Genomic DNA, 25,576 nt, shown 5'->3' with positions numbered 1-25,576 from the left:
CACCAGATACGACAAGACCGCCGTCTCCTACGAAGCGGCGGTCACGCTCGCGGCATTCCTGCTCTGGGCAAGATCCGTTTGAAGACGGACCCTAGCACCTTCATCGACGCGAGGCAGTGGCAAACGCTGCAGAAGAGACTGCGCTCCAACTCCGCGTGTTCTCCCCTCCACGCTCAGCGATGGCTCTTTCACACCCTCACAGGCACTCCACCGCACCTGGCCAATCCTGCGATCGCCACTGCCACCGGTCCTCAGCGAGCCCAGTACCAACGGTTCTGCTGGCGGATCCTGCCCGCCGAACACCAGCTCCTTCAGCAAACCGCCCAGCAGTTGCTCGTCAAGGAAGGTATTGACGAACCTCTGACGTGGACGCCCGAGCTTCCCGGCAGCAGCTTTGACGGACTCGCCCTGCCCGGCCCAGATCCGGACAGCGTCATGCCCGAACAGCTGCACCAACTCGTACCCCGAGGCGACTTCTCTATCGCCCAGCTCGCCAAGCGCCTCGGCACTACCACTGCCCACGCCCGCTACCTCCTGGCCCAGCATCCGGTCGACTGGAGCCCACCGCGCTACTGTCAGACCCAGGCGACGACCGAGCGCGTCATCCAGTGGAAGACCTGGTACGAGGAGGCTGGTCTGTCGATGGACGTCATCGCCGACCGAGCGCAGGTCAGCCGGGCAGCCGTTCGCATCGCTCTGTCCAAGCACGGCGTCGCGATCCGACGAAGCGGCGGACGCCCCGCCTACGATCATCGCTTGCCCGAGATCCTGCACCGCCGGCAAGAGCTCCGTCAGAGCTTCTCATGGATCTCTGCAGACACCGGCCTCTCAGCCACCACGATCAGGATCATGCTGGACCGGCACAAAACGCAGCCCGCCGAGGAGGCTGACACGGCCGTGAGACGAGCTGGGCGGCCAGGACTCCTGGTTCTACCTGGTCGGGTAATCCGATAGACCGACCACAGCCCGGTGGTGGTGCCCGGCCCGGGTGAGGTGGTGGGAGCCGTGCCGGAGCGGATCGGGAACGTCACGCGGGAGCGTTACGAGCAGATCGTCGCCGAGGCCCGGGAGCTGGTCGCGCAGATCGCGCGGGCCCAGTTCGCGCTGGGAGACAAGGCCCTGGAGATCGAGCCGATGCGGCCGGTGGGCGGGTGGATGCCGAACGACACTAGCACACACAGCTGGACGAAAGGACATCGGTAACCAACAAGGCCGTTCTGCTCGGATTTGCAAGCAGAAGGGGTTCGGTCCCCAACGGTTCCAGCTGGCTCAGCCGCGTTCCCACGGCCCGTAGAACGCATTGCTAGCCCGCGCGGTGAGCGCCCAGTACCGGTCTCCATAGGACCAGTGCCACCATTCGGTCGGATAGTTGACCATGCCCACTGTCTTCAGGGCTTCACCCATCAGTGCCCGGTTTCGTCGAGCCTGCTCGGGGAGTCCAGGCGCGTCGGTATAGCAGGCTCCGTCGCTCTCTTCCGGTGTGGCCGCCTCTGGGCAACCCATGTCGACCTCGGCCCCGTCCTCGGTACACACCGTGAGATCGATGGCCGCGCCAGCCACATGACCTGCCGTCTCCAGCGGCGCGACCCAGCGTGTGGCTGCCGTTGTGAGCTCAGCCTCCGTCGCGCCTGGATGCAGCCGCCGCAGCGAAGAGAGGTAGCCGTCGAAGATGCTTTGCTGCAGGACCGGCGGGCGATGCCCCTCCATAAGGAGCCACTGCCAGCCGTCAGGCAGCAGCTCCTGCGCTCGTACGAGTCGTTCCGCCACACTGGATCGCAAACGCGCCCAACTGCCCACTGCATCAGAGCGCCGTTCGTCAACACGCAGCGCTCCCCGGCAGTCCACCAAGGGCTCACCGCACTCTCTTACCGGAATGGCAGCAACTCTTGGATCCGACATCAACACGATCTCTGCCATACGCGATTTATCCGTTCAATTCAGTCAGGTTGGTCACGAAGCGCCGGGAACAAGGAATACTTCCTCCCTCGCTTGGCATGCGAGGTTGAGCGCGCTTCGCAGTACAGGAGGCATCACATGGGCAGCGAGAGGAGGCGCGCTTGTCCGCCCGGAAATTCCGCACCCTCGACCAGCGATGTCCACATAGCCCGGAGTGGCATGGTGGCCGGCCCATCGGGTTGCTCGACTTGGAGGTCGTCGCCCAGAACCCGCCATCCCAACCGCTCATACAGCGGAATCAGATCAGGCCAACAAAACAACAGTCCGAATTGGATGCCAAGGCTGCGGGCATGCTCCATAGCCGCCGTCACCACCAGGCGTGCCAACCCCTGCCCTCTCAAATCAGGAGCCACGACCACCCCGCCCAGGCCAGCAACCTGCAGACGGGCAGCACCAACTGAGAGCGGCACTCGAACCAATCCGGCGTGCGCCACCAGACGGCCCTGCCGTCTGACACCGAAATGCACCTCTTTGTCGAGCCATGTCAGGCCGGTCTCAGCCACCCCGCTGGGATCAACCGCACCGCCGCTGACCTCATCACGCTCCGTCTTGGTGTACCGCGCGAGCCGTATAGCCGAAGGCGACATGGAGACCATCCTTGCAGGGCGTCCATGTCTCTCGCAGCCACCACTGGTGTTGCTGTGCCCGAAGCGGAACTCCTTGCCATGCTTCGGCGGACGTCCACCCTGGGGCGGTGAGATCCACGGCACCGGGACCGGCTTGCGCATCACACGGTCCGTGCGCATCCGCCCGAGGACCTCCACCGGCAGCCCTTCCAGCAGCTAGGCCATGCGCGGAGCGTCGTAGCCGGCGTCAAAGACAATCAGGATGTCGCGGTCGCCCGCCTTCCAGCGGCCCATGGCGATGAGGTCCTCGACCACACGGCGGACCTGGGCGCCGGTGACCTCGGCGACATCGTCGGCGGGGCCCAGACGCACAGCGTCCAGGAGCTGGCACCAGGACGTGCGGCCCGTCTCCAACACGGCGACGAACGAGTACGGCCAGCCGGGCACGAACTGGTCCGAGGACCGGCCGCTGCGGCCATAGACGTGGCAGAACAGACGGTCCGCGCTGGTCGGCGCGTCCGGGCGGAGCCAGTGGCTGATGTCCACCGCCAGCACCAGGCGCCCGTCAGCGGTCTGGGGCCGCGGCAGCCCGGCCAGCACCTGCCGCAGCCGCGGCGCATCGACGTTTCCGCAGTTCAACGCGTCGTACATCGCGCCATGCCCGCGCCGGTGCTCGGCCACCAGCGTCAAGTCCACCGGCGCCGTCACCGGCCCGTCTGCACATAGCAACGCGTCGACCAGCTCGAACAGCTCGTCCCCGCGAGCGGTCAGGCAGCCGAACGGAGCTCCAGTCATATGCTGGCCCGCTGATCCCCAGCGCCGGTTGCGGCGCTACGCGGTCTCTGCTTCCAAGTCGGCCGGGAGCAGCTGCTCAGTGAGCAGGCGGCGGACGCGCTGGTGGCGGTCGGGCGCATCCAGCCAGGAGCGCAGGATCCGCCAGCCGTGGTAGTAACCCAGTACGTACACACCCATGCCCGGTGCCCGCACGGAGTTGAGGGCCGCGGCGACCTCGGCCTCGTCGTACAGTGCCCAGCGGGTCAGGTAGGCGGCCAGTTCGGAGTCGGGGCGGCCAGCGGCGGCCAGCAGGGCCGCGTTGCCCCAGACGCCCCACAGTACGTTCTTGACATCGTGGACGGTGGCGAAGTCGCTGCCGTCCGGCTGGATGTCCTCGCCGGTCAGCACGTTGTCGGTCAGCCACGCCTGGGCCTGATCGTCGGGGAAGAGGATGCTCTCGGCGTGCAGGCCCAAGCCCTCGCCGAGCGCGAAGGAGGGCGACAGCATGAACCGCACCTGCTGGTCCAGGCGGCCCTGTCGGTTGACCAGGTGGCTTTCCTTGAGCATCGCCTCGGCGATGTGCCCGGGGTGGCCCTCGTGGGCGACCAGATACAGCAGATCGGCCAGGTTGAACGGGATGTCGGTGTTGATGTGGATGGTCGACTTCAGCCCGCCTTCATAGGCCCCCGCGCCCCAAAAGTGCGTGCCGGCCACGAGCTTGCAGTCGACGGTCTCGTCCGGCGGCAGGGGGATGATGGTGGCGCTGGTACGGGCGCGTGTCTCGGCCACGGCCTTGGCCACTATCGTCGGCAGCCGCTGCTCGACCCGCTCCAAAGGCAGGGTATGCGCGGCCTGCCAGGCGTGCAGCCGGTCGGCCAACGACCCGCCGCCCGCGGGCAAAGCGGCGTCTAGCCGTGCGTGCGCTTGTTCGAACAGCGGCTCCGGAACCCAGTCGACCTCCACGCCCAGGCACTCGCGGGCGTAGTCGGGCAGCGGCAGCTCCTCGCCGTTCTGCTGCCGGGCCACCGCACGCATCGCCCGAACTTGCGTGGCCAGATAGCGCGACCGCGACGACTCGAAGGGGAGTTCCTCCAGCAGCTGGTCGGCATCTTCCACCAGCTGCCCGGCGGGCAGCGGTGCTTCGGTCTCCGCCTGCCTGCTCCACTCCTGCGGCCCCTGGTAGACGAGGACGGTCCCCCCTGCGCCTGTGGTGACCTGCCGGTTGAGGCGCAAGGCCAGCAGCGCGTAGTCGCGCACCCACTCCTGTTCGATCGCGGTCATCGTCGCCTCCACAGCTATTGCGGCTCGGTTGGTCGTCGGCAATTAAGCTAGCCGTACGTTTTTTCGTACAGTGCACGAAGGGAAGCGCCGGATGCCGCAACCGCCCCGAGCCGTCTGGCTGCGTGATCAAGGTCCGCCCCGCAAGCCACGGCTGTCCCGGGAGCGAATCGTCACCGCAGCCGTGGAATTGTTGGACGCCGAGGGCGCGGAGGGATTCTCCATGCGCCGACTGGCAGCCCGCCTGAATGCCGGCACCATGTCGCTGTACGCGTACGTCGAGACCAAAGAGGACGTCCTCGACCTCGCTCTGGACGCGGTCATGGCCGAGATCGAACTGGACACGCCGGACGACAGATCGGAAACCGCGGAGGATGCTGCCGAGGATTCCCCCTGGCGGGCCTTCCTCGTCCGACAGCTCTCCCAGAGCCGCGAGGTCATGCGGCGCCACCCGTGGATCCCTGCCCTGACCAGCGCACGCCCGCTACTCGGCCCCAACGCCCTCGCCCGCTCCGAGCTCTTCTATACCGCCCTGAACCGGGCCGGGCTCGACGGGCCGCAGCTAGCGGCTGCCGTGGGAACCCTGAGCTACTACGTCAACGGGTTCGTGGCCTCCGAGAACGTCTGGCGGACCTGGATGAACGATCCAGAAGGAGAACTCGAACTGCGCCGCGAGGCCCAGGCGCACATCGATCAGCAGGTCGGCCGCTACCCGACGCTGTCCTCGCAGGCGCAGCTCGAATTTTCCGACTTCGACGCGGCGTTCACCCACGGCCTGAAGATCATCCTGGACGGGATCGAAACCCAGCTGAACGTCGCGCGGCCCCCGCGAACGATCTCAGAAGGACCGTGACGAAGTCCTCTGAACCTTGAACGCCAACCCGAGGAAAGGACACGCTCCTGAGACAACCGCTAAGCGACACAGCCTGAGACAAGGAGAAAGCCCAAGGTCACAGCGCCGTCGCCTGACAGCAAAGCTGAGAACCTACACCAGCGTAGACACGTCTGCGGCACGTGCCCTGTTCAGACCGCTGCTGACCTGAGCAGGCGCCGGGGCCGGGTCTCGGCTCACGGTGATCGCTCCCCGGAGGGGGCTGCCTCCGCACGGCCGTAACCCCTGATGTGACTGAGCGCCGTAGTTGACGAGTCTGAGCGTCATGGTTGGCGGGCAAGGTAGCGCCGGGATCGCGCAGGTGGGGAGCACGCTGGGGGCTGAGATGGAGGCGATCTACGCTGTTGCGGAAGGGGATAGGCGGCAGGGCGGGGGCATCGGGTGGGGCGGGAGCTGGGGGCGGCCGGCCTCGTGGTCGGGATGCTGATAGGCGTGGTGACTGCGCCGGTGGGAGTGTCCGGGGTGGTGTTCCTGTTCCCGGTGCAGCTCGGCGTCTTCACCGTGCCCAATCCGGCCGTAACGCCCACGAATCTGCTCTACAACGTGGTGGCCGTGCTGATGCTGCCGCTAGGTGGGCACCTGGCTCATCGTCCGGACCCTGCGTCCTGTGCCCCCGAAGGTCCGATGTCCCGGGCCCGCGCCCCGGGCGGTCACCGTCCTGGTGCTGGCGGTCGGGGTTGTGGGCGGTATCTACGGTATCGGCGGTGGCTCGATCCCCGGCCCTGTCCTTGTCGGGCGTGGTGTTCCCGTGTCCCAGGTCGCCCCGGCCGCGTTCGCCTCTACTTTCGCCACCTCGGTGGTGGGCGCCTCCACCTACGCCGTGCTGTCCCTGGCCCGCAGCGGCAGCATCGCCCCCGTTTGGCTCCTCGGCCTGGCCCTGTGGCTTCGGCGGTCTCATCGGCGGCTACGTCGGGGCCCGCCTCCAACCGTGCATGCCCGAGACCTTTCTCCGCCTCCTCCTCGGAGCCCTGGCCGCCGTACTCGACGCTGTGGCTTCGTTCACTTCAAGTAGCAGCGTTTGTCTGCCGGTTTGGGTAGCAGTTTGTGATCTTGAGGCTCATGGATGTTCACGAGAAATGGTTCTGGCTCACTTTCCGTGAAGCGGGCACCGTGGGTGACGGCGCTCTTACTGTTTGGGCCTCACGGTAGTCATTCGTGCCTGCGTTGGCCGTCCGGCAGGGTCGCAGGACCAGTTGCCCAGGAAGCAGCGCGCAGTACTTGCGCGGCGATCTCCAGCACGGTCAGACCATCTGTCGGGATACGGACGGTTCCCGCTGGAGCCTTAGCATCTAGATGCCGCGCCATTCGCAGGCTGCGCTCGATGTGCGCGGCAAGTTGTGTTCCGATTTCCCGCTGCGCCAGCCTTTGCCTCACGGTGGTCTCGCTGGCCGTGAGCAAGACATGGGCGACTCTGACCTCGTTGCCGCCCATGGCACGGCTGATCATCGGCTCTTCGAGGATGCTCACCGTGTTGGTATAAATCAGTCGACTCTGGCCAAGAGCAGCGTAGTTCGACCAGACCGCGGCGATGTTCCGTTCGGTGATCGATGTGCGGTGAGGGTCGTTGGCAGGGGCGGGATGGATCTGGTCCATGTAGTCCCCCTCAATCAGACAGTGCGCCGTCCCCACCTTCTGCAGGGATGCGGATACTTCCCAGGCAACGGTCGTCTTCCCGACGCCCGCGCCACCACCGATGAGCAATAGTTCGTAAGAAGGCATGGCCGATCAGCTTGGCAGAGCCCGGGTCGGGAGGCACATTGTTTTTCGACGGTGACTCTGACGCAATTGACCTCGTGCGCGGAGGAGCCGAGCTGAGGGTCGGGAGCGAAACACTCAACTCGCGAGGAGAACGCGCTTGCGCAGAAGGTGGAAGCCTGCGCGGCCGAACATCTGGCGTTTGAGCATCTTGATCCGGTTGACATGACCCTCGACCACGCCCGAGTTCCAGGGCAGGGTGAGGCCGGCGATGACTGCGTCGCGGTCTCGGTCGATGCCGGCTGCAAGGGTGTGGAGGCCAGGGAGGTCGTCTCGCCGGACGGCATCGAGCCACTGCGGCAGCCGTTCCCCCTGGCGCTCGGTGAGCATCTGTCCGAAGGCGCGGACGTGGCCTGTGAGGGCGTCCAGCTCAGGGCAGTGGACCAGAACGGCTTTGAGCCGAAGGTGCTCCGTCTCGGTGAGGGTCTCCGGCCGGCGGAGGATCCATCCGGCGACGACGCGGGGTGACGGTGGCCGAGCGGTGGCGGGGCCCGGCGAGAGCCGCTTCTCCCGGAAGTAGGCGCGAACCCGCTGGTAGCTGCCCTGATAGCCGAGCGGCACGATCTCCTCCCACGCAGTCCAGACGTTCGTGCAGCCTTGGTTCCAGCGGTCATCCAGGTAGGGCTTGAAGGCGTCGAGTTTGGATGCCCGGCCCTGCCACTGCCCGTGGAACAGGTCCTCCGGGGTGGCCGCGTCAGCGAGCAGTTTGACGGTGTGGGAGGTCATGCGGAGTTGGCGGCCGATCGCCCGACGGCTGAGCCCGGCTGCCAGTAATTCGTGGACGGTCGCGTGCTTGGCGCGGGTGCGGTCAGCGAAGCGGTGTCCCCTTGGCCAGGGCGAGCCGGAGGGGTCTTCGAACTTCTCCGGCTCGGGGGCAGGCTGGGTTGGATCTGGCGCCAGGACTTGCAGGCATCCGCGGTGGTCTGCGACGCACCGTTCTGCAGCCTCGCTCAGGTTGTGCCAAAGATGCCACCTGTCCGCCACCTGCACCGCCTGTGGTGCCCCGTCCGTGGCGCCTTCGGCGAAGAACGGTGCCCGATCGCGGCATACCACCTCCACCCCGGGCCGTTTCGCGAGCCAAGCGGCCAGGCTGGACGCCTCCCGGTCGGGCAGCAGATCCACTGGACGCCGGCTTTCGACGTCGACCAGGACAGTCCCGTAGTGACGCCCTTTGCGGGTCGCGTACTCATCGACGCCGACCACCCGCGGGGCCGGAACTTCCGGATCGGGCAAGGCTTCTACCAGCCTCAGCACCGTACTGCGGCTCACGGACACGCCGAAGACTCTCGCCATGCGCGCACCGGCCCGACCGGCGAGCGCGAGGCCGACCGCGGCCAGCGCCGACCGCAGCCGCTCGGTTCGCCGGCCGTACCGACGGGTCAACCCTGGAAACTGTTCGGCGAAGGTCCGCCGCCCGCACGAGATGACCGGGCAGAGGAACCTGCGGACGCGCAAACAGAGAGCGACCCGTCTGCCTCCACTGGGCACATCAGCGGGAAAACGCAGGTAGGAGCCGTGAATCCGCCGTGACCAGCTCCCGCATCCGGGACAGATGGCCCCAGCCACCGTACTTCGAGCCTCTATGCGTACTGCCTCGTCGTTCACGGCGACGGACAGCACCACCACGTCGGCGAGCGACGGGAACAGCAACTCCTCCAGCCGGAGCACCACTTCTTCCACGGGCCGAACTGTCAGCCACACCGCACCCGGTACGGGCCAATTCCGGGCAACTTCCCCAGTGCCGACTCGCCCGACAATCGTGACTCAGCGTGTATGTTCCACGGAAAGTGAGCCAGAACCATTTCTCGTGAACATCCGCGGCCCCGCCGACCGCCCAAACCGATGGACAAACGCTGCTGCTTGAAGTGAACGAAGCCATGCGTCCATCAATCTCCCGAGACGGCACAGCTGGGGCAAGCCGCATCTGGTCAGCGGCTGGTCTGCCGTCGGTGATTCCATCGGCGTAGCGTGACGGGTACATCCGTCGAAGACAGTGCGTCGCGGTGGCTGTAGAAGGGGGAACTGTGCAGGCAGGGACTGTGCTGGACGGGCGCTACCGGCTTATGGAGCCGATCGGGACGGGCGGGTTCGGGCAGGTCTGGAAGGCGCACGACCCGAAGGTCGACCGGACGGTCGCGGTCAAGGTCCTCACCGGGGTCGGCGGGCTGGAGGGCAGCCGGCAGGTCGCGCGGTTCGCTCGCGAGGCCGCGGTCGCCGGCGGACTGTCGCACCCCTCTATCGTCACCATCCACGACTTCGGATCCGCTCTGCACGACGGGCAGATGTTCGCCTATCTGGTGATGGAGTTCCTCCCCGGTAAATCCCTCAGCACCGTCCTGGAAGCCGGGCGGCTGGGCATGGGGAAGACCCTGACGACCGCGAGCTGTGTCACGGACGCCCTGGACGCGGCTCACCGCGCGGGACTGACCCACCGGGACATCAAGCCCTCCAACATCATGCTCCTGTCCGGCGGCCCGGCCAAGGTCGTGGATTTCGGCATCACCAAAGGCAGCGACGACCGCCACGACATCACCGCCACCGGCATCCTCATCGGAACCCCCGCCTACATGGCTCCCGAGTGCTTCTCCGGAACCTTAGATTCTGTGGAGAGCCCGGTACTCGGAGACGGGTACGCCGGGTGTGCGCCGTGAGGCGCTTCGTTGTATCCCCGACGCAGTCGGGATGAACTCGGAGGGAGGTTCTTGGGTCGCCTGACTTACCTGGACGCGAAAGCGCGAGGGGACAAGAGCATGTCAGGGAAGCGGTGGCCGTCCGGAGGTGTCCGGGGGCGGGGTGCCGCGAGACCCGCGCGATATGGCCAAGGCTGGATTGCTTGAAGCCCAATCTCCAGTGGTGAGAGTGCGCACCCGTCGGAACGACACCTGTAACCGATGCCGCGTCATGCCGGGCCTTGAACCTGTGGGGCCGGGCAACCTCCGTGACGCGGGGCGTCGCCCAGCGAGGGCGGTCAAGGAGATGAGTGGGCGGCCTACGTCGTGCTCGATACGTACAGCGAAGACGTACCACGGGATCGCCTACGGGGCGCGAGCCCTATGGCGACGGAGTGCCCGTAGTAGTCGCAGGAGTCACGACCTGCCGAGAGGTCCGGGAGAGCCGGAACAAGGGCGAAGGGGCACAGGTGATCGAGAAGTTCAGCGAAGGGAGGCATGCGTAATGCAGACCGCCGAAACGGTGCTGGACATCATCCGCAAGCGCGGAGAGAGGGGACTGCCGATCGAGAGGCTGTACCGGCAACTGTTCAACCCACAGCTGCACTTGATGGCCTACGGACGCATTTACGCCAACACGGGTGCGATGACGCCGGGGGTCACCAGGGAAACTGCGGACGGCATGTCACTGGAGAAGATCGGCAGAGTTATCGGCGACTTACGTGCCGAGCGCTACCGGTGGTCTCCGGCCCGGCGGGTCTACATCGAGAAGAAAGGATCAACGAAGAAGCGCCCGTTAGGTCTGCCGCCCTGGTCGGACAAGCTGGTCGCCGAGGTGGTCCGTCTGCTGCTTGAGGCGTACTACGACGTCCAGTTCTCCGACCGGTCCCACGGTTTCCGTCCCCGACGAGGCTGCCACACCGCGCTCAGCGAGGTCGTGGAGGTCTGGAAGGGAACGCACTGGTTCATCGAGGGGGACATCTCCGACTGCTTCGGCAGCCTCGATCACGAAGTGATGCTGTCGATCCTGGCGGAGAAGATCCACGATGGCCGGTTCCTGCGGCTGATCAGCCACATGCTCAAGGCCGGATATCTGGAGGACTGGCGATGGAACGCCACGCTCAGCGGTGCGCCGCAGGGCGGGGTGGCCTCCCCGATCCTCTCGAACATCTACCTTGACCGGCTTGACCAGTTCATCGAACAGTCTCTCCTGCCCGAGTACAACCACGGCCGGCGCCGGCGCCCCAACCGGGAGTACCAGGTCGTCGAGTACGCGATCCAGCGGGCCAAGCGGCACGGTGACCGGGATGCGGTCCGGGAGCTTCGGCTCCGCCGCCGCACCCTGCCGAGCCAGGACCCCAACGATCCGGACTACCGGCGATTACGTTACGTCCGTTACGCCGACGACTGGCTGCTGGGATTCGCCGGTCCCAAGCGCGAGGCCGAGGAGATCAAGTCGAGGATACGGACGTTCCTGCGCGACGAGCTCAAGCTCGAACTGTCCGAGTCCAAGACACTGATCACCCATGCCGCCAGCCAGGCGGCGCACTTCCTCGGCTACCAGATCCGAGTCCAGCACGCCGACACCAAGATCACGCGGCAGCGCCGGGCGGTCAACGGTGCCATCGGACTCTTCGTGCCCCGACAGATGATCAGGCAGAAATGTGCGCTCTACATGAGCAAGGGAAAGCCCGCACAACGAGGCCCGCTGCTTCATGACGAAGACTTCACGATCGTCGCGAAGTACCAGGCCGAGTTCCGGGGGCTGGTCCAGTACTACCTCCTCGCCCAGGACGTGTTCCGCCTGGGCCGTCTCCAGTGGGTCATGGAGACGTCGATGCTGAAGACTCTGGCCGGGAAGCACCGGTCGACGGTCATGAAGATGTCCCGGAAGTACAAGAGCACCATCGAGACACCTGACGGACCACGCCGCTGCATCCAGGTCACCGTCCCCCGCGATGAGGGGAAGAAGCCGCTGGTCGCCCGCTTCGGCGGGATCTCGCTCAAGCGGCAGCGCACGGCAGTACTCACCGACACACGGCCGGTCATGGCCAGCATGAAGCGCAACGAGCTGATCCACAGGCTCCTCGCCGAGTGCTGCGAGATCTGCGAGACACGGACGAACCTTGAGGTCCACCACGTCCGCAAGCTCGCCGATCTCAACCGGCCCGGACGCCGGGAACGGCCCGCATGGGTCCATCTGATGGCAATGCGACGGCGCAAGACCCTCGTGATCTGCCGCCGCTGCCATGAAGACATCCACGCGGGACGTCCCACCGCATCACTTCGGAAATGATCACTGGAGAGCCGGATGCCTGGAAATCGGGCCCGTCCGGTTCGGGAAGGGGCCGTCGGAAAAGGACCCGAGCCACGGGCACCTCGTCGGCGGCCTACTTCACTCGGCGAGCGGCCTGGAGAAACGGACGGCAGGTGACTGCCGCACCGCGCTCCAGGCCGACTCAACCACCCGGACCCGGACGGACTGCCGCACGTGTGCCGGCGCCGCTCCCGGGGCGTGGCCAGCGCCGACCACCTGTACGTGAAGGCCGCGGCCGCCACCCGGCTTCACGGCCGGGGCGAGCAGGCCCGCTTCGACTTCGCCCAGCCCGACGGTGTGCCGGTCGGCTCCGTGGTCGACATCCACTGGCGGCGCGGCGGGCTGCGGGTGCATCTGGACCAGGCGGTGGCCCCGGTGTGGGACGAGGGCAGCGAGCCGGTGCTGGGCGTGTCGGTGCCGGTGGACCGGGACACGCTGATCCGCCGCTGGTACATCCATCGCATCCGCTTGGACAGCGAGGGCACCGCCCGGCGGGTCCGTATCGACACCGAGGCGTTCGCACGGCCCACGGAATGGTTCGGCCTGGACGAGTGCGCGATGACGGAGCGAGGGCTGACATCGGCCGTCGAACGGATCATCCAGGCCCGCAGTGCGCCCCCTCATCCCTGTGTGGCAAGGGCAGCAGATCGCTTCCTCGGCGGCGGGGCCTTCCGAAGGCGGGTGTGCTCCTTGGCCCGCTCGACTCGCGAGCGGTGCGGGCCGGCTGGGCTCTCACAGCGGGAGTTGTAGCCCTGGCCGCAGTCCGGGCACGTCCAGGTCCTGCAGGCCGGGCCGTGGGTCGACGGCTTGGAAGCGGAGGTCGACTTCGGCGACGTGGCCGTGCGGCTGGCCGGCGAGATGGTGACCTGCTACCTGTTCTCCCTCCGCCTGTCATATTCGGGCAAGGCCGTCCACCGCGTGTTCGCCTCCGCCAGCCAGGAGGCATTCTTCGAGGGCCACGTGCACGCGCTGCGGACGCTGGGGGGTGCCCTGCGGGGGCGGGTGCGCTACGACCTCAACCTCAAGGCCGCCGTCGCCCAGGTGCTGGGACTGATCCGGGCGAGGGTGGAGACCGATTTCAACCCGCTCTGACGGGTCCTCAACCCCTCAGGCGTACCCGCGCCTTCCGGCGCGCTTACGGCGTCTCTCTCAGGGACTACCGGCACCAGACGGCTCCTCCGGGCCCGTAAGTGGACTGGCTGCTAAAAACTGGCGACTGTCTGCTAACGACGCCGCTGTGCTCTTTCGCCATTCTGGTGATGCGTTGGCTGGTCCTGCTGCCCCTCCTGGCCAGGCGGGGCAGCCTTTGACGAAGAGGGATGTTCCATTATGCGCAAGATCGCCGTTAGCATTGCCGTGACGGTAATGAGTTCGATTCACCTGCTTGGAACCGCGACCTCGACTCCCGCTCAGCCGGTATCAGGGAAGACGTATGCCGCGAAAAGAGTCTTGTGTAACCAGAATAGGTTCTGCGCCCATTCCAAGCGCGACTATAAGGGACACAGCCTTTCCGCGATGAGTACAAGTGGATGCCTAAACACCGGAGAGTGGACTACGCACTCAGTTGAGAACAACACTCGATACTACGTCAATCTTTACCCGAAGGCCAATTGCAAGGGTGGCTTTAGTACAATGAACTGGGGTACAGAAATTTCCTGGGTCAACCCAGGCTTCCGGAGTTTCAGGCGCGGATGATGATGCCAGCCCAGCAGTACGACCAGATGGTCAAGACGGCCTCGCGCCAGTCCTTGCGTGCGACGCCGTCCATTGGCACCGCGTCCGAGGCGTTGTAGAAGCGGGTCTTGCCGTCGGGCCCCGGCGTACTTCTCTAGCAGCGCGAGCGCGTCCATCAGCAGCGTGATCCGGACGTCCTCGGCGGTGTCGCGGAAGTCCGAGGGGTACATCTTGATCGCCCGCGCCCGCCACGCGGCCACCAGCTTCTCCGAGCAGTCCGCGAACAGCCCCTCGGGAGCCCGAGTCTGCGCACGTCGTACCTCCGTCAACAAGGAGTCCAGGCCGCCCGCGCCCGGGTCACGCTTGGACAGAGCCAGCAGCGCGGCCCCGTCCTCGTTGCCCTCCGCGACCAGCACCAACAGCCGGGCCGCCCCGACCTCACCCAGGCGCTCGACGGCCCGCGCGCAGAACACCCGCTCCCACCGGTTGCGGGCCGCGACCAGCACCCGTGTCTTCACCGTCCGCGAACTATCCAGGCCCGGAACGCACGGACCAATTCCTCCGCCGGGCAGGTGGCGCCGCCTCCGCCGCCGTCCGCGACACACCGAAAGTAGCCGCGTGGCCGACTACGACGCCCTGCGTCAGCGGCTGGACGAGGCCATGCACCAACTGGGGCTGTGGCCCCCGCTCGCCCTGGACGCGGCAGGCCGTCGCCGACACACCACGGCACCTCTTCGCGCTGGACCGGCTGTGGCACTGGGACGACCACACCTACCAGCCACTCGACCGCGGCACCGACCCCGACCGATGGGCCGCCGAAGTGTACGGCAGCCCTACGACGCCGCCGTCACCCAGATCACCGATGGCGCGCCTTCCTCGAGCCTGTCGTGTCCGTCGATCGTGGTGGACATGCTCGACTCCCTCATGCTCGAACCGGGCCGTCCCGTCCTCGAGCTGGGGGCCGGGACGGGCTGGAACGCGGCTCTCCTCACCTGGCGCGCGGGCTCTGGACGAGTGGTCAGCATCGAGGTGGACGACAAACTGGCCCGGCAGGCCAAGGAACGCCTCGACGTGGCCGGCACCGACGGGGCGGTCGTGGCCGCTTTCGGGCCGATAACCGTTGACCTGCTGATACAGGTTTCAGAAACGGGGCCTGACAGGCCCGGTCAGGCCCCGTTGGCCGGCTACCGGCCCCTGCGGCCCCGCCGCCCAGACCGGAACTGAACAGACGGACAAGGTACGGCCGACACCCCGGATAGGTGGAACCGCCTCCGCCAGGGCATTCACCAGATGTGTATCTGTGGATGGTTCACTCCTGCCTTCCCCTCATCAAGGGGCAAAAGGCAAACCCGTTCAGGGACTCGCAAGACGGAGAGGACGCGAGATGCTGATCGAAAGGGTATTCCGCAGCGAGGACTTGCCCCCGGCCGACCGGTTCGACTGCTGGCGTGAACTGGTCGGCCAGACCCATGCTCCACTGGAGCTGCGCAGTGACCACTGGGCGGATTTCCGGGCTTCCCAGCGCCTACTGGACCTCGGTGCCGTATCCGTGTGGCCGACAGCCTTCCAGCCACTGTGCTTTCGACGGACGCCGAAAATGATCCGGCAGTCCGATCCCGAGGGGCTGCACATCTCTTTGCCTCTGAGCGGGGCGCTGCGCGCCGTCCGGGGCGAGGAAGAGGCCGTCTACGGTCCGGACAGCCTGTGCGTCGTCGACACCTCGCGGCCCGTCGACATCCACGGGGGTGACGACGCTAGCCTGCACACAGGAGTTGGGCTGGAGGTTCCCAAAGCACTGCTGCCACTGCCCCGCAACCAGCTCGACCAGGCGGTCCGGCTGCGGCTGTCAGCGCAGGACGGGTTCGGCTCCCTGCTGGCACAACTGCTCACCCAGCTGGCAAGAGGCACGAATGCGTACCAACCGTCCGATGGGCCCCGGCTCGGGACTGTCGTGGTCGACCTGTTGTCCGCACTGATCGCCCATGCCCTGGACTCGGACAACTCGCTCCCACCGGACACCCGCCGGCAGGCGCTCGTCCTACGCATCCGTGCCTTCGTCCAGCAGCACCTGCACGACCCGCAACTGACCCCGCGCAGCATTGCCGCCGCGCACCACATCTCCACCAGCTACCTGCACCGCCTCTTCCAGCACGAAGGGGAGACGATCGCAGCCTGGATACGCCACCAGCGCCTGGACCACGCCCGCCGAGGCCTCGCCGACCCCGCTCTGCGCACCACTCCCATCCACACCATCGCCGCCCGCTGGGGCTTCCCTCGCGCTGCCGACTTCACCCGAGCCTTCCGCGCCGCCTACGGCATGCCGCCCAGCGACTACCGGAACCACGCGAACGCTTCAGTCCGAGTAGACGCATCTCCAAGCCAATCGAGGACCCAGCGCTAACGACGCCCGTCTGATCGCCCGGCATCCTGTAGGCAACTCCGATACGGACTCTCGGCCGCTCTGATCGTGACGCCGAGTCGTACCGTGACGAATTCGATTACAGGAGGAAGAATTGACTGGGTGACGATTGTTAGGCACAGCCACATCCGTATTGGCCTGTTTCGTTTCATGGACCCTCGCATCGAGCCCCGCGCAGGCAGCTAGAGATCTTCAATGGCTGAGGTTACGGCGGTTGGAAGTCGAGGCTGGTCTTGGCGATGAGGCCGTCGGTGAGGCCGGGTCGGTACTGCATCTGTTTGAGCCGGGTCTTCACCAGCGCGGTGAGTTGATCGAGGCTGTGCTTGGTGAGGTTGGCCAGGGACCGTTTCAGGTGCGACCAGACGCCCTCGACCGGGTTGAACTCGGGTGTGTACGGAGGCAGTTGGTAGACGGTCAGCCATAATCGGGCGTCGATCAGCTGCCGCATGCGGATGCGGGAAGATTGCTTGTATGAGTCCTGCCCAGCTTATGATGCCGACAGCCGCTCCGTCATTCAGGGACGTGCGCCTCCGAGCCTTCGAGGAGCGCGATGTGGGTATGCTCATGGACCTGTCGACCGATGCATACGTGCCAAAGACCGGCTCACTACCTGGCAACGCCAGCCGCCAGGAGGCCCTCGCATACATCGAGCGGCAGGTCAGCCATCTCCGCACCGGGGCTGGCTACTCCTTCTGTGTGGCGGACAAGGACACCGACGAGGCGCTCGGGACGGCCGGTCTGTACCTCGCACCCATCGCGGCAGGCCGGTCTACAGCTGGGTACTCCGCCGCGCCTCGCTACCGGGGTCGCAAGGTTGCGGGTCACGCGCTCATCGCGCTGACGCGGTTTGCCTGGTCCATACCGGAGCTATATCGAATCGAGCTCTACATAGAGCCATGGAATGTGGCTTCCGTGCGCACGGCTGAACTCGCAGGATTTGAGCGCGAGGGGCTGCTTCGAAGCCATCAGGAGATCGGCGGCAAGCGCGTGGACATGCTCGTGTATGCCGCGATCAGACCGACGACCTTGACCGAATGACAGAGCTAGAGATCTTCAATGGCTGAGGACACGGCGGTTGGAAGTCGAAGCCGGTCTTGGCAATGAGGCCGTCGGTGAGGCCGGGTCGGTACTGCATCTGTTTGAGCCGGGTCTTCACCAGCGCGGTGAGCTGATCGAGGCTGTGCTTGGTGAGGTTGGCCAGGGACCGTTTCAGATGCGACCAGACGCCCTCGACCGGGTTGAACTCAAGGGTGTACGCAGGCAGTTGGTAGACGGTCAGCCATAATCGGGCGTCGATCAGCTGCCGCATGGTGCGGCTGACGTGCGTGTTCAGATTGTCCCAGACCAGAACGATCGGGCCGCCGAGCTGCTGGTGTGCGGCGTCGAGCAGACGGACGTAGTCGGTCTCCGTGAAGCCCTTGCGCCGGCCCTTGGCGGGGCCACGGTCGAGGTGGGTGCGGTAGATCAGCCGGGGCCGGTGGCCGGACTTGGTGCAGATCAGCGCCGCCATGGAGACACGTTTGGTGCCTGCGGCGGTGACCCGGACGACGGGAGTGTGGCCTCGTCGGCCCCAGGTGCGGCCTTCGGGCGGCCTCAGCCTCTGGCCGGCTTCGTCCTCGAAGCACAGCCAGGCACCCAGGTCCGCCGCCCTCGTTTTATGACGGGCCACTGCTCGTCCCTCCAGGCGGCGATCTTCTCCTCGTCGCGCTCGGTGGCCTTGCGGGAAGGAACCTGCACGCTCCAGCCGATGCGGTGCAGCAGCAGGTCCATCCCGGCCAGGGTGTACTCGACGCCGAACCGGCGCCGCACGACCTCGGCGATCCTCACCAGAGTCCAGCACTGGTCGCTCCAGCCGGCAGCGGCCGGACCGGCATCCAACACCGCCTCCAGAACGCGCAGCTGACTCGCATCGAGCTTGCAGCGGGCACCGCCGGGCCCCTTGGAGGCCAGGGCCTGCCGACCACCCACAGCCAACGCCCGCCGCCACCGGTTCGCCGACATCCGGGTCACCCTGAACCGCCGGGCCACCTCCCGGTCACTGGCCCCCGCCTCGATCAGGTCAGCGGCTGCCAACCGGACCTGCTCACGCCGAATCCGCTCCTCAGCTGTCAGCCCTCCGCCATCGGGATACCTCATCCCTCCGGCATAGCGCGGCCCACGACAACCGTCACGACCCCACGTAACCCACACCCTTAAGGATCTCTAGGGCGTGTATCGAAAATGGATCTTGAGCGTGAGATCATCCCGGTTCGTGGCACGTGGAGATCTGACGGATGTGCAGTGGGCCGTCCTGGAGCCGCTGTTACCCAAGGGCAAGAAGCTGGGGCGTCCGGCGACATGGACGAAGCGGCAGCTCATCAACGGGATACGGTTCCGCACGCGGACGGGTATTCCGTGGCGGGACGTGCCGGAGCGGTACGGGCCGTGGGGTCGGGTGTACGACCTGTTCCGCCGTTGGCAGCGGGACGGCACCTGGCATCGGATCTTCAGCGCGCTGCAGGCTCGCGCAGACGTGAACGGCCTGATCACCTGGGAGATCAACGTCGACTCCACTGTCTGCAGGGCCCACCAGCACGCCGCCGGGGCGCGGAAAAGGGGGAGTTGCAAAAGGAACCGCCGGGCGGTGTCACCGTCGAGCCGGGCGACCACGGGCTTGGGCGTTCGCGTGGCGGCCTGACAACCAAGCTGCACCCGGCCGTCGAGCAGCGGCAGAAGCCTATGTCGATCGTGATCACGGCCGGGCAGCGGGGCGACTCTCCGCTGTTCGAGCCCGTCCTGCAGCAGGTCTGGGTTCCCCGACTCGGACCAGGCAGGCCCCGCACCCGGCCTGATCGCGTGCGAGCTGACAAGGCGTACGCTTCCCGCAAGAACCGTGCCTACCTGCGCAGGCGCGGGATCCGCTGCACCATCCCGGCCAAGGCCGACCAGGCCCGCAACCGCAAGAACCGCGGCTCCCGAGGGGGTCGGCCACCAAAGTTCGACCCGGTCGACTACCTCGAGCGCCACGCGGTCGAGTGCGGAATCAACCGCCTTAAGAGGCACCGGGCGGTGGCAACGAGATACGACAAGCTGGCCGTGCGCTAGGAGGCGACCGTTTTGGTAGCCGCGATCAACGAGTGGCTGTGACCTGCGATGTCAGCTCAAGCTGCGGCGTGCGGCAGCGAGGAACTCCGCCTTGAACGGCTCCAGGCGCTCGGCCAGGCTCGTTCCGGCCCCCTCTTGCCAGACCGCCTGATTCAAGGCGCGGGCATAGGCGGTCGTCGGTGCGTGAAGGCCGGAGGCGCACAGTAGATGGACGCCGTTCTCGGCTATGCGCAGGCCGTCGATGGCCAGCCTGGCCGTCCGGTACCACTCATCACCGACCTCCCACTGGGGCGGTCGTGCATGAGCCACGCCCTCGGTCTCCAGGGCGAACCGGACGAACTCCAGCACGGTCCTGATTTGCTCGCCACGTCGCTCCTCCGCCAACGTCGCAGCTCGTCTTTGTTCCTCGGCCCGGTCGGCCGCCCGCTGCGTTGTGCGCTGGGTCAGATACGTCAGCGCACCTCCCACAGCCACACCGACCATCGAAACCACGGGCGTCCACAGATCTCCTGCCATGGCCGACTACTACCAGCACCTGCCAACCGACCGCTGCCGATCTTGCGAGGCAGACATACTCGCCCAGATGTCGAGCCGTCCCGAGATCCACTTCCGAAACACGCCCTAACGAGCTCGTGCATGGTTGGTGGTGAGACGTCGAGGTCGTGATCGTTGATCATGGTCGCGTGGTGGGGAATGCGACTCGTGCAGTGATCATCAGCAACCGACGGATCACGGGCCTGACGGCCAGCGTGATCGCTGAACTCGTTGCCGAGGTCGGCCCGTTGTGGCACGAGCGCCACCAGGCCAGGCTTGCCTCCCGGCCGCGGAAGCGGGCCGTGGGCGCTGGGGCGAAACACCAGCTGGTGTTCGTCGACCGGCTCCTGGCCGCTCTTGTCCATCTCCGCCACGGAACCACGCACGACGTGCTGGCCTGCTGGTTCGGCGTGGACCGCTCCACCATCACCCGGGCCGTCGGTGAGGTGCGGCCTCTGCTCGCCGAGCGAGGGTGCCCCATCGACCCCGACGTGCGGCTGCGAACCTTGGCCGAGGTCATCGACCATCTCGGCGCGACCGGCATGACCGGCATCATCGACGGCACCGAGATCCGAGTCCGCCGCCCGGCCGTCGGTCGCACGGACCGGGACAAGTTCATCTCCGGTAAAAGCAAGCAGAACGCCGTCAAGGCCATGGTGGTCGCGGATGAGGACGGACGGGTGCTGTTCTGCAGCCCGGCCGGACCCGGAAGCTGTGCGGACATCACCCAGGCCCGCCAGTTAGAGCTGGTCAAGCTGTTGGCCGGAGGGCCCGTGGTGGAGATCCTCGCGGATGCCGGCTACCAGGGCCTGGGAGCCCAGACCGGCGGGCGCGTGGTGACACCACCGCACCGCAAGTTCAAGAAGAACGCCCCGGACTGGTACGAGGAGATGCATGAGCGGCAGCGCAAGGCGCATTCCTCGCGACGTATCCGGGTCGAGCACGGCATCGCCCACCTGAAGAACTGGCGGGCCCTGGCCCGCTACCTCGGTCGCCGCGAACACATGAGCGACACCGTTCAGGCCATCGCCGGCCTGCTGTCCCATCAGCAGACCGCGGACCTGAACCCGACACAGCAGGTGTGAACACCGAGCCCTGCTGAAGGCATCGACGTCTCACCACCAACCATGCACGAGCTCGTTAGTACTCCAGTGCGGTTTCGTGATCTACCCAGTGGGTTCGCTGGTGGTCCGTCGTCGGTAGTGGCTGCGCCGGGCTGTGGCCTGGTGGCGTCTGCGCCAGATTGACCCGTGCAGGAGCCTGGCCGCTGTCACGGCCGGTGGGGTGAAGACGGCGGCGAGCAGGTGGCGGATTTCCGGGACGGTCAGCGTGATCGGATCGCGGCTGTGGGCAAGGTGGTGCGTGCTGGCGGTCCGATCGGGGGCAGCGTCGGCGGCGAGGGCGGTCAGGAAGGCCAGGGCGAGCATGGCGAGGGTGATGTGCCGGTGCCATGAGGTCCAGTGCCTGACCTGGTAGTGGTCGAGTCCGACCTGGCCCTTGGCGGCCTGGAAGCATTCCTCGACGCTCCAACGGACGCTGGCGACGCGGACCAGTTCGGCCAGGGGCACTTCGGTGGGTGACCAGCACAGGTAGAAGGCGAGTTCGCCGGTGATGTGGTTGCGGCGGATGAGCAGGTGGTGGTGGCTGTCGGTGCCGAGGTGTATCCAGGCCCAGTCGTAGTGGCGCGGGCCCTTGGCGCCGTTGCCTGCGCTGTGCCGCTGCCAGGCGGTGGCGGGCAGGCGGCCGGCGACGGTGTCCGCGCGGATGGTGGTGCGGCCGTGGTTGATCCGCACCCGCGTTGAGCAGGCGACGGCCATCACGTAGCCGGTCCCACGTGCCTCCAGGGCGGCACGAAGCTGCGGGTCCTGTCCGTAGACTTCGTCGCCGGTCACCCACGATGCCTGCACCCCGGCGTCCAGCGCGGCGGCGATCATCTCCCAGGCCAGGCGGGGTTTGGTCTGAAACCGCACCTCCTCGGGTATCCCCGCCGCGTGGCGGCGCTCGGCGTCAGCACACCAGGAGTGCTCGGGCAGGTAGAGCCTGCGGTCGATCAGCGTCCGCCCCCGGCTGGTGGCATAGGCGAGGAAGACCCCGACCTGGGAGTTCTCGATGTGGCCCGCGGTGCCGGTGTACTCGCGCTGAACGCCCGCCGAAGCCCGGCCCTTCTTCACGAAGCCGGTCTCGTCCACGATCAGCACACCGTCGTCGGCGCCGAGGTGTTCGACGGCGTAAGCGCGGATGTCGTCGCGGACAGCGTCGGCGTCCCAGCGGGCGTAGCGCAGCAGGCGCTGCATCGGCCCCGGCCGGGCCAGGCCGGCCTGTTCGGCCAGCTGCCAGCAGTTCTTCCGCTCGGCACGCGACAGCAGCCCGAGCAGATAGGAGCGGGCACTCGCCCGGGGTTCAACCCGGCCGAAATGTCCCGCGATCCGGGCCATGGCCTGGTCGAACATCGCCCGCCAGCGGGCGGGGTCTACGCTATGGCCAGCGGCCACCGCAAGATCTTCGTTTGTCCACACGCCAACCGATGATCACGCGGTGGCCGTACCCGTTCCCGGCCGGGTACGGCCACAAGACTGAAGTATTAGGAGCCGGTCACTGTGGGGTAGTCCGTGTATCCCTCCGCGCCACCCGCGAAGTGCGTGTCGCGGTTGTCGGCGGCGAGAGGGCTGCCGTGGGTGAATCGATCGACGAGGTCTGGATTGGCGATGAAGGGGGCGCCGAAGGAGACCGCGTCGGCCAGTTGCCGTTCGAGGATCTCGTTGCCGCTCGCTTGTGTGAAGCCGAGGTTGGCGATGATGGCGCCGTGGTAGTGGGCGCGGTAGCGGGTGAATGCGGTGAGGGTGTCGTCAGTTCCCGTGTCGGGTTCCGGGCCGAGGAGGTGGAGGTAAGCCAGGTTGCTGTCGTTGAGGCGCTTGAGGAGCTGGTCGTACTCGGCCAGCGTCTCGGAATCTGCGGTGAAGGCAGGCCCGTGATTCCAGTAGGGGGAGAGTTTGATTCCGATGCGGTCGCTGCCCCACACGCTGCTGACGGCGTCCACGACGTCGAAGAGGAACTGGGCCCGCTTCTCACTGCTGCCGCCGTAGGCGTCGGTGCGCTGGTTGAGGCGTGGGTTGAGGAACTGGGCCACGAGATGGGATACCTGGGCGTGGATCTCCAGGCCGTCGAATCCGGCGCGCAGGGCGTTGACGGCTGCCTGTCGGTAGGTGCCGATCGTGGTGGCGATCTCCGCGGCGCTCAGGGCGCGTGGCGTGAGGGAGTCCTTCGGGCCGTCGGGGGTGAAGGACATCTCGTGGGGATTGATCGCCGAAGGGCCGGCGGGAAGCCTGCCGCCGTGGTGGTCCGGGTGGGAGGCGGCGCCGGCGTGGCCGAGTTGCGAGACGATCATCCCTCCCGCGGAGTGCACGGCTTCGGTGACCTTGGCCCAGCCGGCGGTCTGGGCGTCGGTGTAGATGCCGGGGACGTTGATGAAGCCGATCGCGTCCGTGCTGACCCAGGCCCCTTCGCCGATGATCAGGCCGGCGCCGGCGCGCTGCGCGTAGTAGGTGGCGTGCAGGTCGGTGGGGGCCAGTTCCTCGTTGTCGGCCCGGCAGCGCGTCATGGGAGCCATGACGACGCGGTTGGGCAGCTTGAGCGCGCCCAGTTGAACAGGATGCAGGAGGGGCTGGGTGCCGGGTACTGAGGTCAGGTCGGACATAAAGATCTCTTTCGTAATGGAAGGCGCTCCTCGTGGGCATGAGGAGCACGAGCGGGTTGGTGGGATCAGTCCTGCTTGAGGGCGTGGAGGGCGGACAGAGGGCCGCCGAGCTGGATGAGGCGTTCTCCCTCGCGCAGCGTTCCGAGGTCGACAGGGGCGAAGCCGAACTCGGAGGTCAGGACCTTCACCGTGTTCTTGGCGTCGTCGCCGGCGAGGAACAGCACCTGCCGCCCCGCCTCGTGGCGGGGATCGGGTGCGATGAACTGCCCGTAGAGAGCGTTGAAAGCCTTGACCACGCGCGCGCCGGGAAGCAGGGAGGCCACGTATTCGCTCCCGGTGAGGTCGCGACACTCCCCGCACCGTCAGTTCCCGCGCCATGAGAGGCAGCGCCTCAAACGGTGTCGTGCCGGAACTCAGATGTCCGTAGGAGATCAGAGTGCCGCCGTCGGCGAGCAGTTCGGCGAGGTCTTGGGTCATGGCACCGCCGACACAGTCGAGGACCACATGGACGCCCCGCTCGCCGGCATGGCGGCGGACTTGCCCCTGCCAGTCGTCGTCGCATGTCGCGATCACGGGCTGGGAGGGGTACAACGTCCGCACCTTCTCGGCACCGGAGGTGCTGCGCACGAGGTTGATCAACTGCAGGTCGTGTTCGGACCGCGGCTGCGCTGACCAACCTGCCGATGGACGAGCCGGCGGCGGTCTGAAGAACCGGACCCGTCTGCCCGCTCAGGGCCTTCTCTATTGCGCGATACAGCATGCACAGCGTCAGCGGGTTGACCAGCATTAGGGCCGCGGTCTCGTCGCTGACTCCGGCTGGCACCGGCACTGCCAGATCGGCTGGGACCACGACGAAGTCGCTCCATGTTCCCGGCGCCGGGAAAACCGCCACCCGCTGACCTGGGCGCAGTGTGCGGACGTCCGCTCCGACGCTCTCGACGACGCCCATCCCCTCCACTCCGGGAGTCCGGGCCCCCGACTGCTGTTCGGGCTGCCCCGGCAGACCCTCCACACCGACCAGGTCCCCCGGATGGATGGGCCGGACCAGCATGCGGACCAGAACCTCTCCGACGCCGGGAGTCGGCCGGTGGCGTTCCACCCTCAGCGTCAGTACCTGTACGGCTTCCCCTTGGCGGGTGTACTCCACGGTGCGCATAAGCGCCTCCACTCACTCCTTGATGATTGGCATCATTAAACAGAATGATGAGGAGTAACATTGAAAACGTCAAATACTGCCGACGCAGGAGGGCGGCCATGCCGCGGATCGCCAGGGAAGACAAGGCCAGGAACCGGCAGAACATCGTCGAGGCGGCAGGACGCATGTTCCGATCGCAGGGCGTCGATTCCGTAGGGATCGCCGAACTGATGAAGGAAGCAGGCATGACCCACGGCGGCTTCTACAACCACTTCGCGTCCAAAGACGATCTGGCCGCCGAGGCATGCGGTGCCTCGTTCGAAGCCTCTCTGGGCGCTCTGGACCAGGCCCTTGAGGAAGGCGCCGATCTCACCGGCCCACCGCTGAAGCGAGTGGTGGACAACTACCTTTCGGCCGCCCACCGCGACGCCCCGGACGGCGGCTGTCCCTCCGCCTCCCTGGTCACCGACGCCGGACGGCACAGCGACACGGTCCAGCGCGCCTACGCGAGCGGCGTGGAGGGATACCTCACCGGCTTCGCCCAGGAGTTCGCCCGCGAGCACGAAGGGGAGATCACCTCACAGGAGGCGCGGGACCGTGCGGTGCTGCTGTTCAGCCGACTCGTAGGGGCAATGGCCCTCGCCCGCGCAGTGAGCCACGTCCAGCCTGAACTGTCCGACGAGATTCTGCGGACCTGCCGCGCCCACGCTCTCGACTGACCGACTGACCGACTGACCGATTGTCAGCTGGAGTGCGGTTTCGTGATCTACCCAGCGAACCCACTGGGTAGATCAGCAGTTTGTAGCCCACGGGAAGCACGCCGGAGCGG

The 25,576-nt window shown here is 66.7% G+C and carries 24 protein-coding genes and 6 pseudogenes; 15 read left to right on the top strand and 15 right to left on the bottom strand.

Features of this window, described 5'->3' with window-relative positions:
- Nucleotides 1–954 (top strand): annotated as a pseudogene (locus AB0E24_RS45415) (hypothetical protein); the annotation flags it as partial.
- A gap of 51 nt (nucleotides 955–1,005) precedes the next feature.
- Nucleotides 1,006–1,203: a hypothetical protein gene (locus AB0E24_RS45410; protein ID WP_359385839.1), complete on the top strand. Its 198-nt coding sequence runs from the start codon at nucleotides 1,006–1,008 to the stop codon at nucleotides 1,201–1,203.
- Nucleotides 1,204–1,269: 66 nt separating this feature from the next.
- On the opposite strand, the gene AB0E24_RS45405 is transcribed toward AB0E24_RS45410, so the two are convergent.
- The 4 genes and pseudogenes from AB0E24_RS45405 to AB0E24_RS45390 all read right to left on the bottom strand — a co-directional run bounded on the left by AB0E24_RS45405 (nucleotide 1,270) and on the right by AB0E24_RS45390 (nucleotide 4,577).
- Nucleotides 1,270–1,917 (bottom strand): M15 family metallopeptidase, encoded by a 648-nt coding sequence (locus AB0E24_RS45405; RefSeq protein WP_359385837.1) that lies wholly within the window; start codon nucleotides 1,915–1,917, stop codon nucleotides 1,270–1,272.
- Between the two features lie 113 nt (nucleotides 1,918–2,030).
- On the bottom strand, nucleotides 2,031–2,543 hold the full coding sequence (locus AB0E24_RS45400; RefSeq protein WP_359385850.1) for a GNAT family N-acetyltransferase: 513 nt from the start codon (nucleotides 2,541–2,543) through the stop codon (nucleotides 2,031–2,033).
- Nucleotides 2,544–2,582: 39 nt separating this feature from the next.
- Nucleotides 2,583–3,317, bottom strand: a pseudogene (locus AB0E24_RS45395) (transposase); the annotation flags it as partial.
- 36 nt (nucleotides 3,318–3,353) lie between these two features.
- Complete coding sequence (locus AB0E24_RS45390) at nucleotides 3,354–4,577, bottom strand: hypothetical protein (protein WP_359385835.1); 1,224 nt, start codon at nucleotides 4,575–4,577, stop codon at nucleotides 3,354–3,356.
- A gap of 91 nt (nucleotides 4,578–4,668) precedes the next feature.
- On the opposite strand from AB0E24_RS45390, the gene AB0E24_RS45385 reads away from it, so the two are divergent.
- On the top strand, nucleotides 4,669–5,427 hold the full coding sequence (locus AB0E24_RS45385) for a TetR/AcrR family transcriptional regulator (RefSeq protein ID WP_359385833.1): 759 nt from the start codon (nucleotides 4,669–4,671) through the stop codon (nucleotides 5,425–5,427).
- A 459-nt stretch (nucleotides 5,428–5,886) separates the two neighbouring features.
- Nucleotides 5,887–6,440, top strand: a pseudogene (locus AB0E24_RS45380) (TSUP family transporter); the annotation flags it as partial.
- A 175-nt stretch (nucleotides 6,441–6,615) separates the two neighbouring features.
- Here AB0E24_RS45380 and AB0E24_RS45375 read toward each other — a convergent pair.
- Nucleotides 6,616–7,185, bottom strand: coding sequence for an AAA family ATPase (locus AB0E24_RS45375; RefSeq protein ID WP_283880983.1), 570 nt, complete (start codon nucleotides 7,183–7,185; stop codon nucleotides 6,616–6,618).
- 114 nt (nucleotides 7,186–7,299) lie between these two features.
- Complete coding sequence (locus AB0E24_RS45370) at nucleotides 7,300–8,901, bottom strand: ISL3 family transposase (RefSeq protein ID WP_359385830.1); 1,602 nt, start codon at nucleotides 8,899–8,901, stop codon at nucleotides 7,300–7,302.
- Nucleotides 8,902–9,245: 344 nt separating this feature from the next.
- Between AB0E24_RS45370 and AB0E24_RS45365 the strand changes: the two genes are divergently transcribed.
- The 5 genes from AB0E24_RS45365 to AB0E24_RS45345 all read left to right on the top strand — a co-directional run bounded on the left by AB0E24_RS45365 (nucleotide 9,246) and on the right by AB0E24_RS45345 (nucleotide 13,902).
- Nucleotides 9,246–9,872 (top strand): serine/threonine-protein kinase, encoded by a 627-nt coding sequence (locus AB0E24_RS45365; protein ID WP_359385828.1) that lies wholly within the window; start codon nucleotides 9,246–9,248, stop codon nucleotides 9,870–9,872.
- 523 nt (nucleotides 9,873–10,395) lie between these two features.
- Nucleotides 10,396–12,186 carry a reverse transcriptase/maturase family protein gene (locus tag AB0E24_RS45360; protein WP_359385827.1) on the top strand — a complete coding sequence of 597 codons (1,791 nt, stop codon included), beginning with the start codon at nucleotides 10,396–10,398 and terminating at the stop codon, nucleotides 12,184–12,186.
- Between the two features lie 219 nt (nucleotides 12,187–12,405).
- Entirely contained in the window at nucleotides 12,406–12,957 is a 552-nt protein-coding gene (locus AB0E24_RS45355; protein WP_359385825.1) for a hypothetical protein, read from the top strand.
- 57 nt (nucleotides 12,958–13,014) lie between these two features.
- Entirely contained in the window at nucleotides 13,015–13,299 is a 285-nt protein-coding gene (locus AB0E24_RS45350) for a hypothetical protein (RefSeq protein WP_359385823.1), read from the top strand.
- 237 nt (nucleotides 13,300–13,536) lie between these two features.
- On the top strand, nucleotides 13,537–13,902 hold the full coding sequence (locus tag AB0E24_RS45345; RefSeq protein ID WP_359385821.1) for a peptidase inhibitor family I36 protein: 366 nt from the start codon (nucleotides 13,537–13,539) through the stop codon (nucleotides 13,900–13,902).
- On the opposite strand, the gene AB0E24_RS45340 is transcribed toward AB0E24_RS45345, so the two are convergent.
- Nucleotides 13,803–14,399, bottom strand: coding sequence for a hypothetical protein (locus AB0E24_RS45340; RefSeq protein WP_359385819.1), 597 nt, complete (start codon nucleotides 14,397–14,399; stop codon nucleotides 13,803–13,805). The two genes, AB0E24_RS45345 and AB0E24_RS45340, sit on opposite strands and share 100 nt — an antisense overlap.
- Before the next feature lie 142 nt (nucleotides 14,400–14,541).
- Here AB0E24_RS45340 and AB0E24_RS45335 point away from each other — a divergent pair, with 142 nt between their 5' ends.
- The gene (locus AB0E24_RS45335) at nucleotides 14,542–15,105 is read left to right on the top strand and encodes a hypothetical protein (RefSeq protein WP_359385848.1); all 564 of its coding nucleotides are present in this window, start codon (nucleotides 14,542–14,544) and stop codon (nucleotides 15,103–15,105) included.
- Between the two features lie 160 nt (nucleotides 15,106–15,265).
- Nucleotides 15,266–16,282, top strand: a complete 1,017-nt coding sequence (locus AB0E24_RS45330; RefSeq protein ID WP_359385817.1) for an AraC-like ligand-binding domain-containing protein — start codon at nucleotides 15,266–15,268, stop codon at nucleotides 16,280–16,282.
- Nucleotides 16,283–16,505: 223 nt separating this feature from the next.
- Here AB0E24_RS45330 and AB0E24_RS45325 read toward each other — a convergent pair.
- Nucleotides 16,506–16,748 (bottom strand): annotated as a pseudogene (locus AB0E24_RS45325) (transposase); the annotation flags it as partial.
- Nucleotides 16,749–16,771: 23 nt separating this feature from the next.
- Between AB0E24_RS45325 and AB0E24_RS45320 the strand changes: the two are divergent.
- Nucleotides 16,772–17,338 (top strand): GNAT family N-acetyltransferase, encoded by a 567-nt coding sequence (locus tag AB0E24_RS45320; RefSeq protein WP_359385813.1) that lies wholly within the window; start codon nucleotides 16,772–16,774, stop codon nucleotides 17,336–17,338.
- Here AB0E24_RS45320 and AB0E24_RS46140 read toward each other — a convergent pair.
- A protein-coding gene (locus AB0E24_RS46140) for an IS630 family transposase (RefSeq protein ID WP_435865400.1) occupies nucleotides 17,313–18,436 on the bottom strand; the annotation gives its coding sequence in 2 pieces (ribosomal slippage) (nucleotides 17,313–17,950 and nucleotides 17,950–18,436; 1,125 coding nt in all). The two genes, AB0E24_RS45320 and AB0E24_RS46140, sit on opposite strands and share 26 nt — an antisense overlap.
- A gap of 115 nt (nucleotides 18,437–18,551) precedes the next feature.
- Here AB0E24_RS46140 and AB0E24_RS45305 point away from each other — a divergent pair.
- A protein-coding gene (locus AB0E24_RS45305; protein ID WP_359385844.1) for an IS5 family transposase occupies nucleotides 18,552–19,384 on the top strand; the annotation gives its coding sequence in 2 pieces (ribosomal slippage) (nucleotides 18,552–18,942 and nucleotides 18,942–19,384; 834 coding nt in all).
- A 51-nt stretch (nucleotides 19,385–19,435) separates the two neighbouring features.
- Here AB0E24_RS45305 and AB0E24_RS45300 read toward each other — a convergent pair.
- Nucleotides 19,436–19,900, bottom strand: a complete 465-nt coding sequence (locus AB0E24_RS45300) for a hypothetical protein (RefSeq protein WP_359385811.1) — start codon at nucleotides 19,898–19,900, stop codon at nucleotides 19,436–19,438.
- 146 nt (nucleotides 19,901–20,046) lie between these two features.
- On the opposite strand from AB0E24_RS45300, the gene AB0E24_RS45295 reads away from it, so the two are divergent.
- Nucleotides 20,047–21,003 carry a transposase family protein gene (locus AB0E24_RS45295; RefSeq protein ID WP_359385809.1) on the top strand — a complete coding sequence of 319 codons (957 nt, stop codon included), beginning with the start codon at nucleotides 20,047–20,049 and terminating at the stop codon, nucleotides 21,001–21,003.
- A gap of 81 nt (nucleotides 21,004–21,084) precedes the next feature.
- On the opposite strand, the gene AB0E24_RS45290 is transcribed toward AB0E24_RS45295, so the two are convergent.
- The 5 genes and pseudogenes from AB0E24_RS45290 to AB0E24_RS45270 all read right to left on the bottom strand — a co-directional run.
- Nucleotides 21,085–22,368, bottom strand: a complete 1,284-nt coding sequence (locus AB0E24_RS45290; protein WP_435865401.1) for an IS701 family transposase — start codon at nucleotides 22,366–22,368, stop codon at nucleotides 21,085–21,087.
- Between the two features lie 131 nt (nucleotides 22,369–22,499).
- Nucleotides 22,500–23,612, bottom strand: coding sequence for an alkene reductase (locus AB0E24_RS45285; RefSeq protein WP_069875263.1), 1,113 nt, complete (start codon nucleotides 23,610–23,612; stop codon nucleotides 22,500–22,502).
- 65 nt (nucleotides 23,613–23,677) lie between these two features.
- A complete protein-coding gene (locus tag AB0E24_RS45280; RefSeq protein WP_370685021.1) occupies nucleotides 23,678–23,935 on the bottom strand; it encodes an NAD(P)-binding domain-containing protein in 258 nt (85 codons plus the stop codon).
- A gap of 58 nt (nucleotides 23,936–23,993) precedes the next feature.
- Nucleotides 23,994–24,185 (bottom strand): annotated as a pseudogene (locus AB0E24_RS45275) (zinc-binding dehydrogenase); the annotation flags it as partial.
- 304 nt (nucleotides 24,186–24,489) lie between these two features.
- Nucleotides 24,490–24,663 (bottom strand): annotated as a pseudogene (locus tag AB0E24_RS45270) (alcohol dehydrogenase catalytic domain-containing protein); the annotation flags it as partial.
- A 203-nt stretch (nucleotides 24,664–24,866) separates the two neighbouring features.
- On the opposite strand from AB0E24_RS45270, the gene AB0E24_RS45265 reads away from it, so the two are divergent.
- Complete coding sequence (locus tag AB0E24_RS45265; protein ID WP_359385807.1) at nucleotides 24,867–25,466, top strand: TetR/AcrR family transcriptional regulator; 600 nt, start codon at nucleotides 24,867–24,869, stop codon at nucleotides 25,464–25,466.
- The last annotated feature ends 110 nt before the right edge of the window (nucleotides 25,467–25,576 follow it).

The sequence above is a fragment of the Streptomyces malaysiensis subsp. malaysiensis genome, from assembly GCF_040653035.1.
Taxonomy (GTDB): Bacteria; Actinomycetota; Actinomycetes; order Streptomycetales; family Streptomycetaceae; genus Streptomyces; species Streptomyces malaysiensis.
This window is presented reverse-complemented; position numbering and strand designations above follow the sequence as displayed.

Bases quoted from the DNA above. Each gene is read 5' to 3' on its own strand.
- AB0E24_RS45405 (WP_359385837.1), bottom strand. From the start codon at position 1,917: ATGGCAGAGATCGTGTTGATGTCGGATCCAAGAGTTGCTGCCATTCCG.
- AB0E24_RS45400 (WP_359385850.1), bottom strand. From the start codon at position 2,543: ATGTCGCCTTCGGCTATACGGCTCGCGCGGTACACCAAGACGGAGCGT.
- AB0E24_RS45390 (WP_359385835.1), bottom strand. From the start codon at position 4,577: ATGACCGCGATCGAACAGGAGTGGGTGCGCGACTACGCGCTGCTGGCC.
- AB0E24_RS45385 (WP_359385833.1), top strand. From the start codon at position 4,669: ATGCCGCAACCGCCCCGAGCCGTCTGGCTGCGTGATCAAGGTCCGCCC.
- AB0E24_RS45375 (WP_283880983.1), bottom strand. From the start codon at position 7,185: ATGCCTTCTTACGAACTATTGCTCATCGGTGGTGGCGCGGGCGTCGGG.
- AB0E24_RS45360 (WP_359385827.1), top strand. From the start codon at position 10,396: ATGCAGACCGCCGAAACGGTGCTGGACATCATCCGCAAGCGCGGAGAG.
- AB0E24_RS45345 (WP_359385821.1), top strand. From the start codon at position 13,537: ATGCGCAAGATCGCCGTTAGCATTGCCGTGACGGTAATGAGTTCGATT.
- AB0E24_RS45335 (WP_359385848.1), top strand. From the start codon at position 14,542: ATGCACCAACTGGGGCTGTGGCCCCCGCTCGCCCTGGACGCGGCAGGC.
- AB0E24_RS45330 (WP_359385817.1), top strand. From the start codon at position 15,266: ATGCTGATCGAAAGGGTATTCCGCAGCGAGGACTTGCCCCCGGCCGAC.
- AB0E24_RS45320 (WP_359385813.1), top strand. From the start codon at position 16,772: ATGAGTCCTGCCCAGCTTATGATGCCGACAGCCGCTCCGTCATTCAGG.
- AB0E24_RS45300 (WP_359385811.1), bottom strand. From the start codon at position 19,900: ATGGCAGGAGATCTGTGGACGCCCGTGGTTTCGATGGTCGGTGTGGCT.
- AB0E24_RS45290 (WP_435865401.1), bottom strand. From the start codon at position 22,368: ATGTTCGACCAGGCCATGGCCCGGATCGCGGGACATTTCGGCCGGGTT.
- AB0E24_RS45285 (WP_069875263.1), bottom strand. From the start codon at position 23,612: ATGTCCGACCTGACCTCAGTACCCGGCACCCAGCCCCTCCTGCATCCT.
- AB0E24_RS45265 (WP_359385807.1), top strand. From the start codon at position 24,867: ATGCCGCGGATCGCCAGGGAAGACAAGGCCAGGAACCGGCAGAACATC.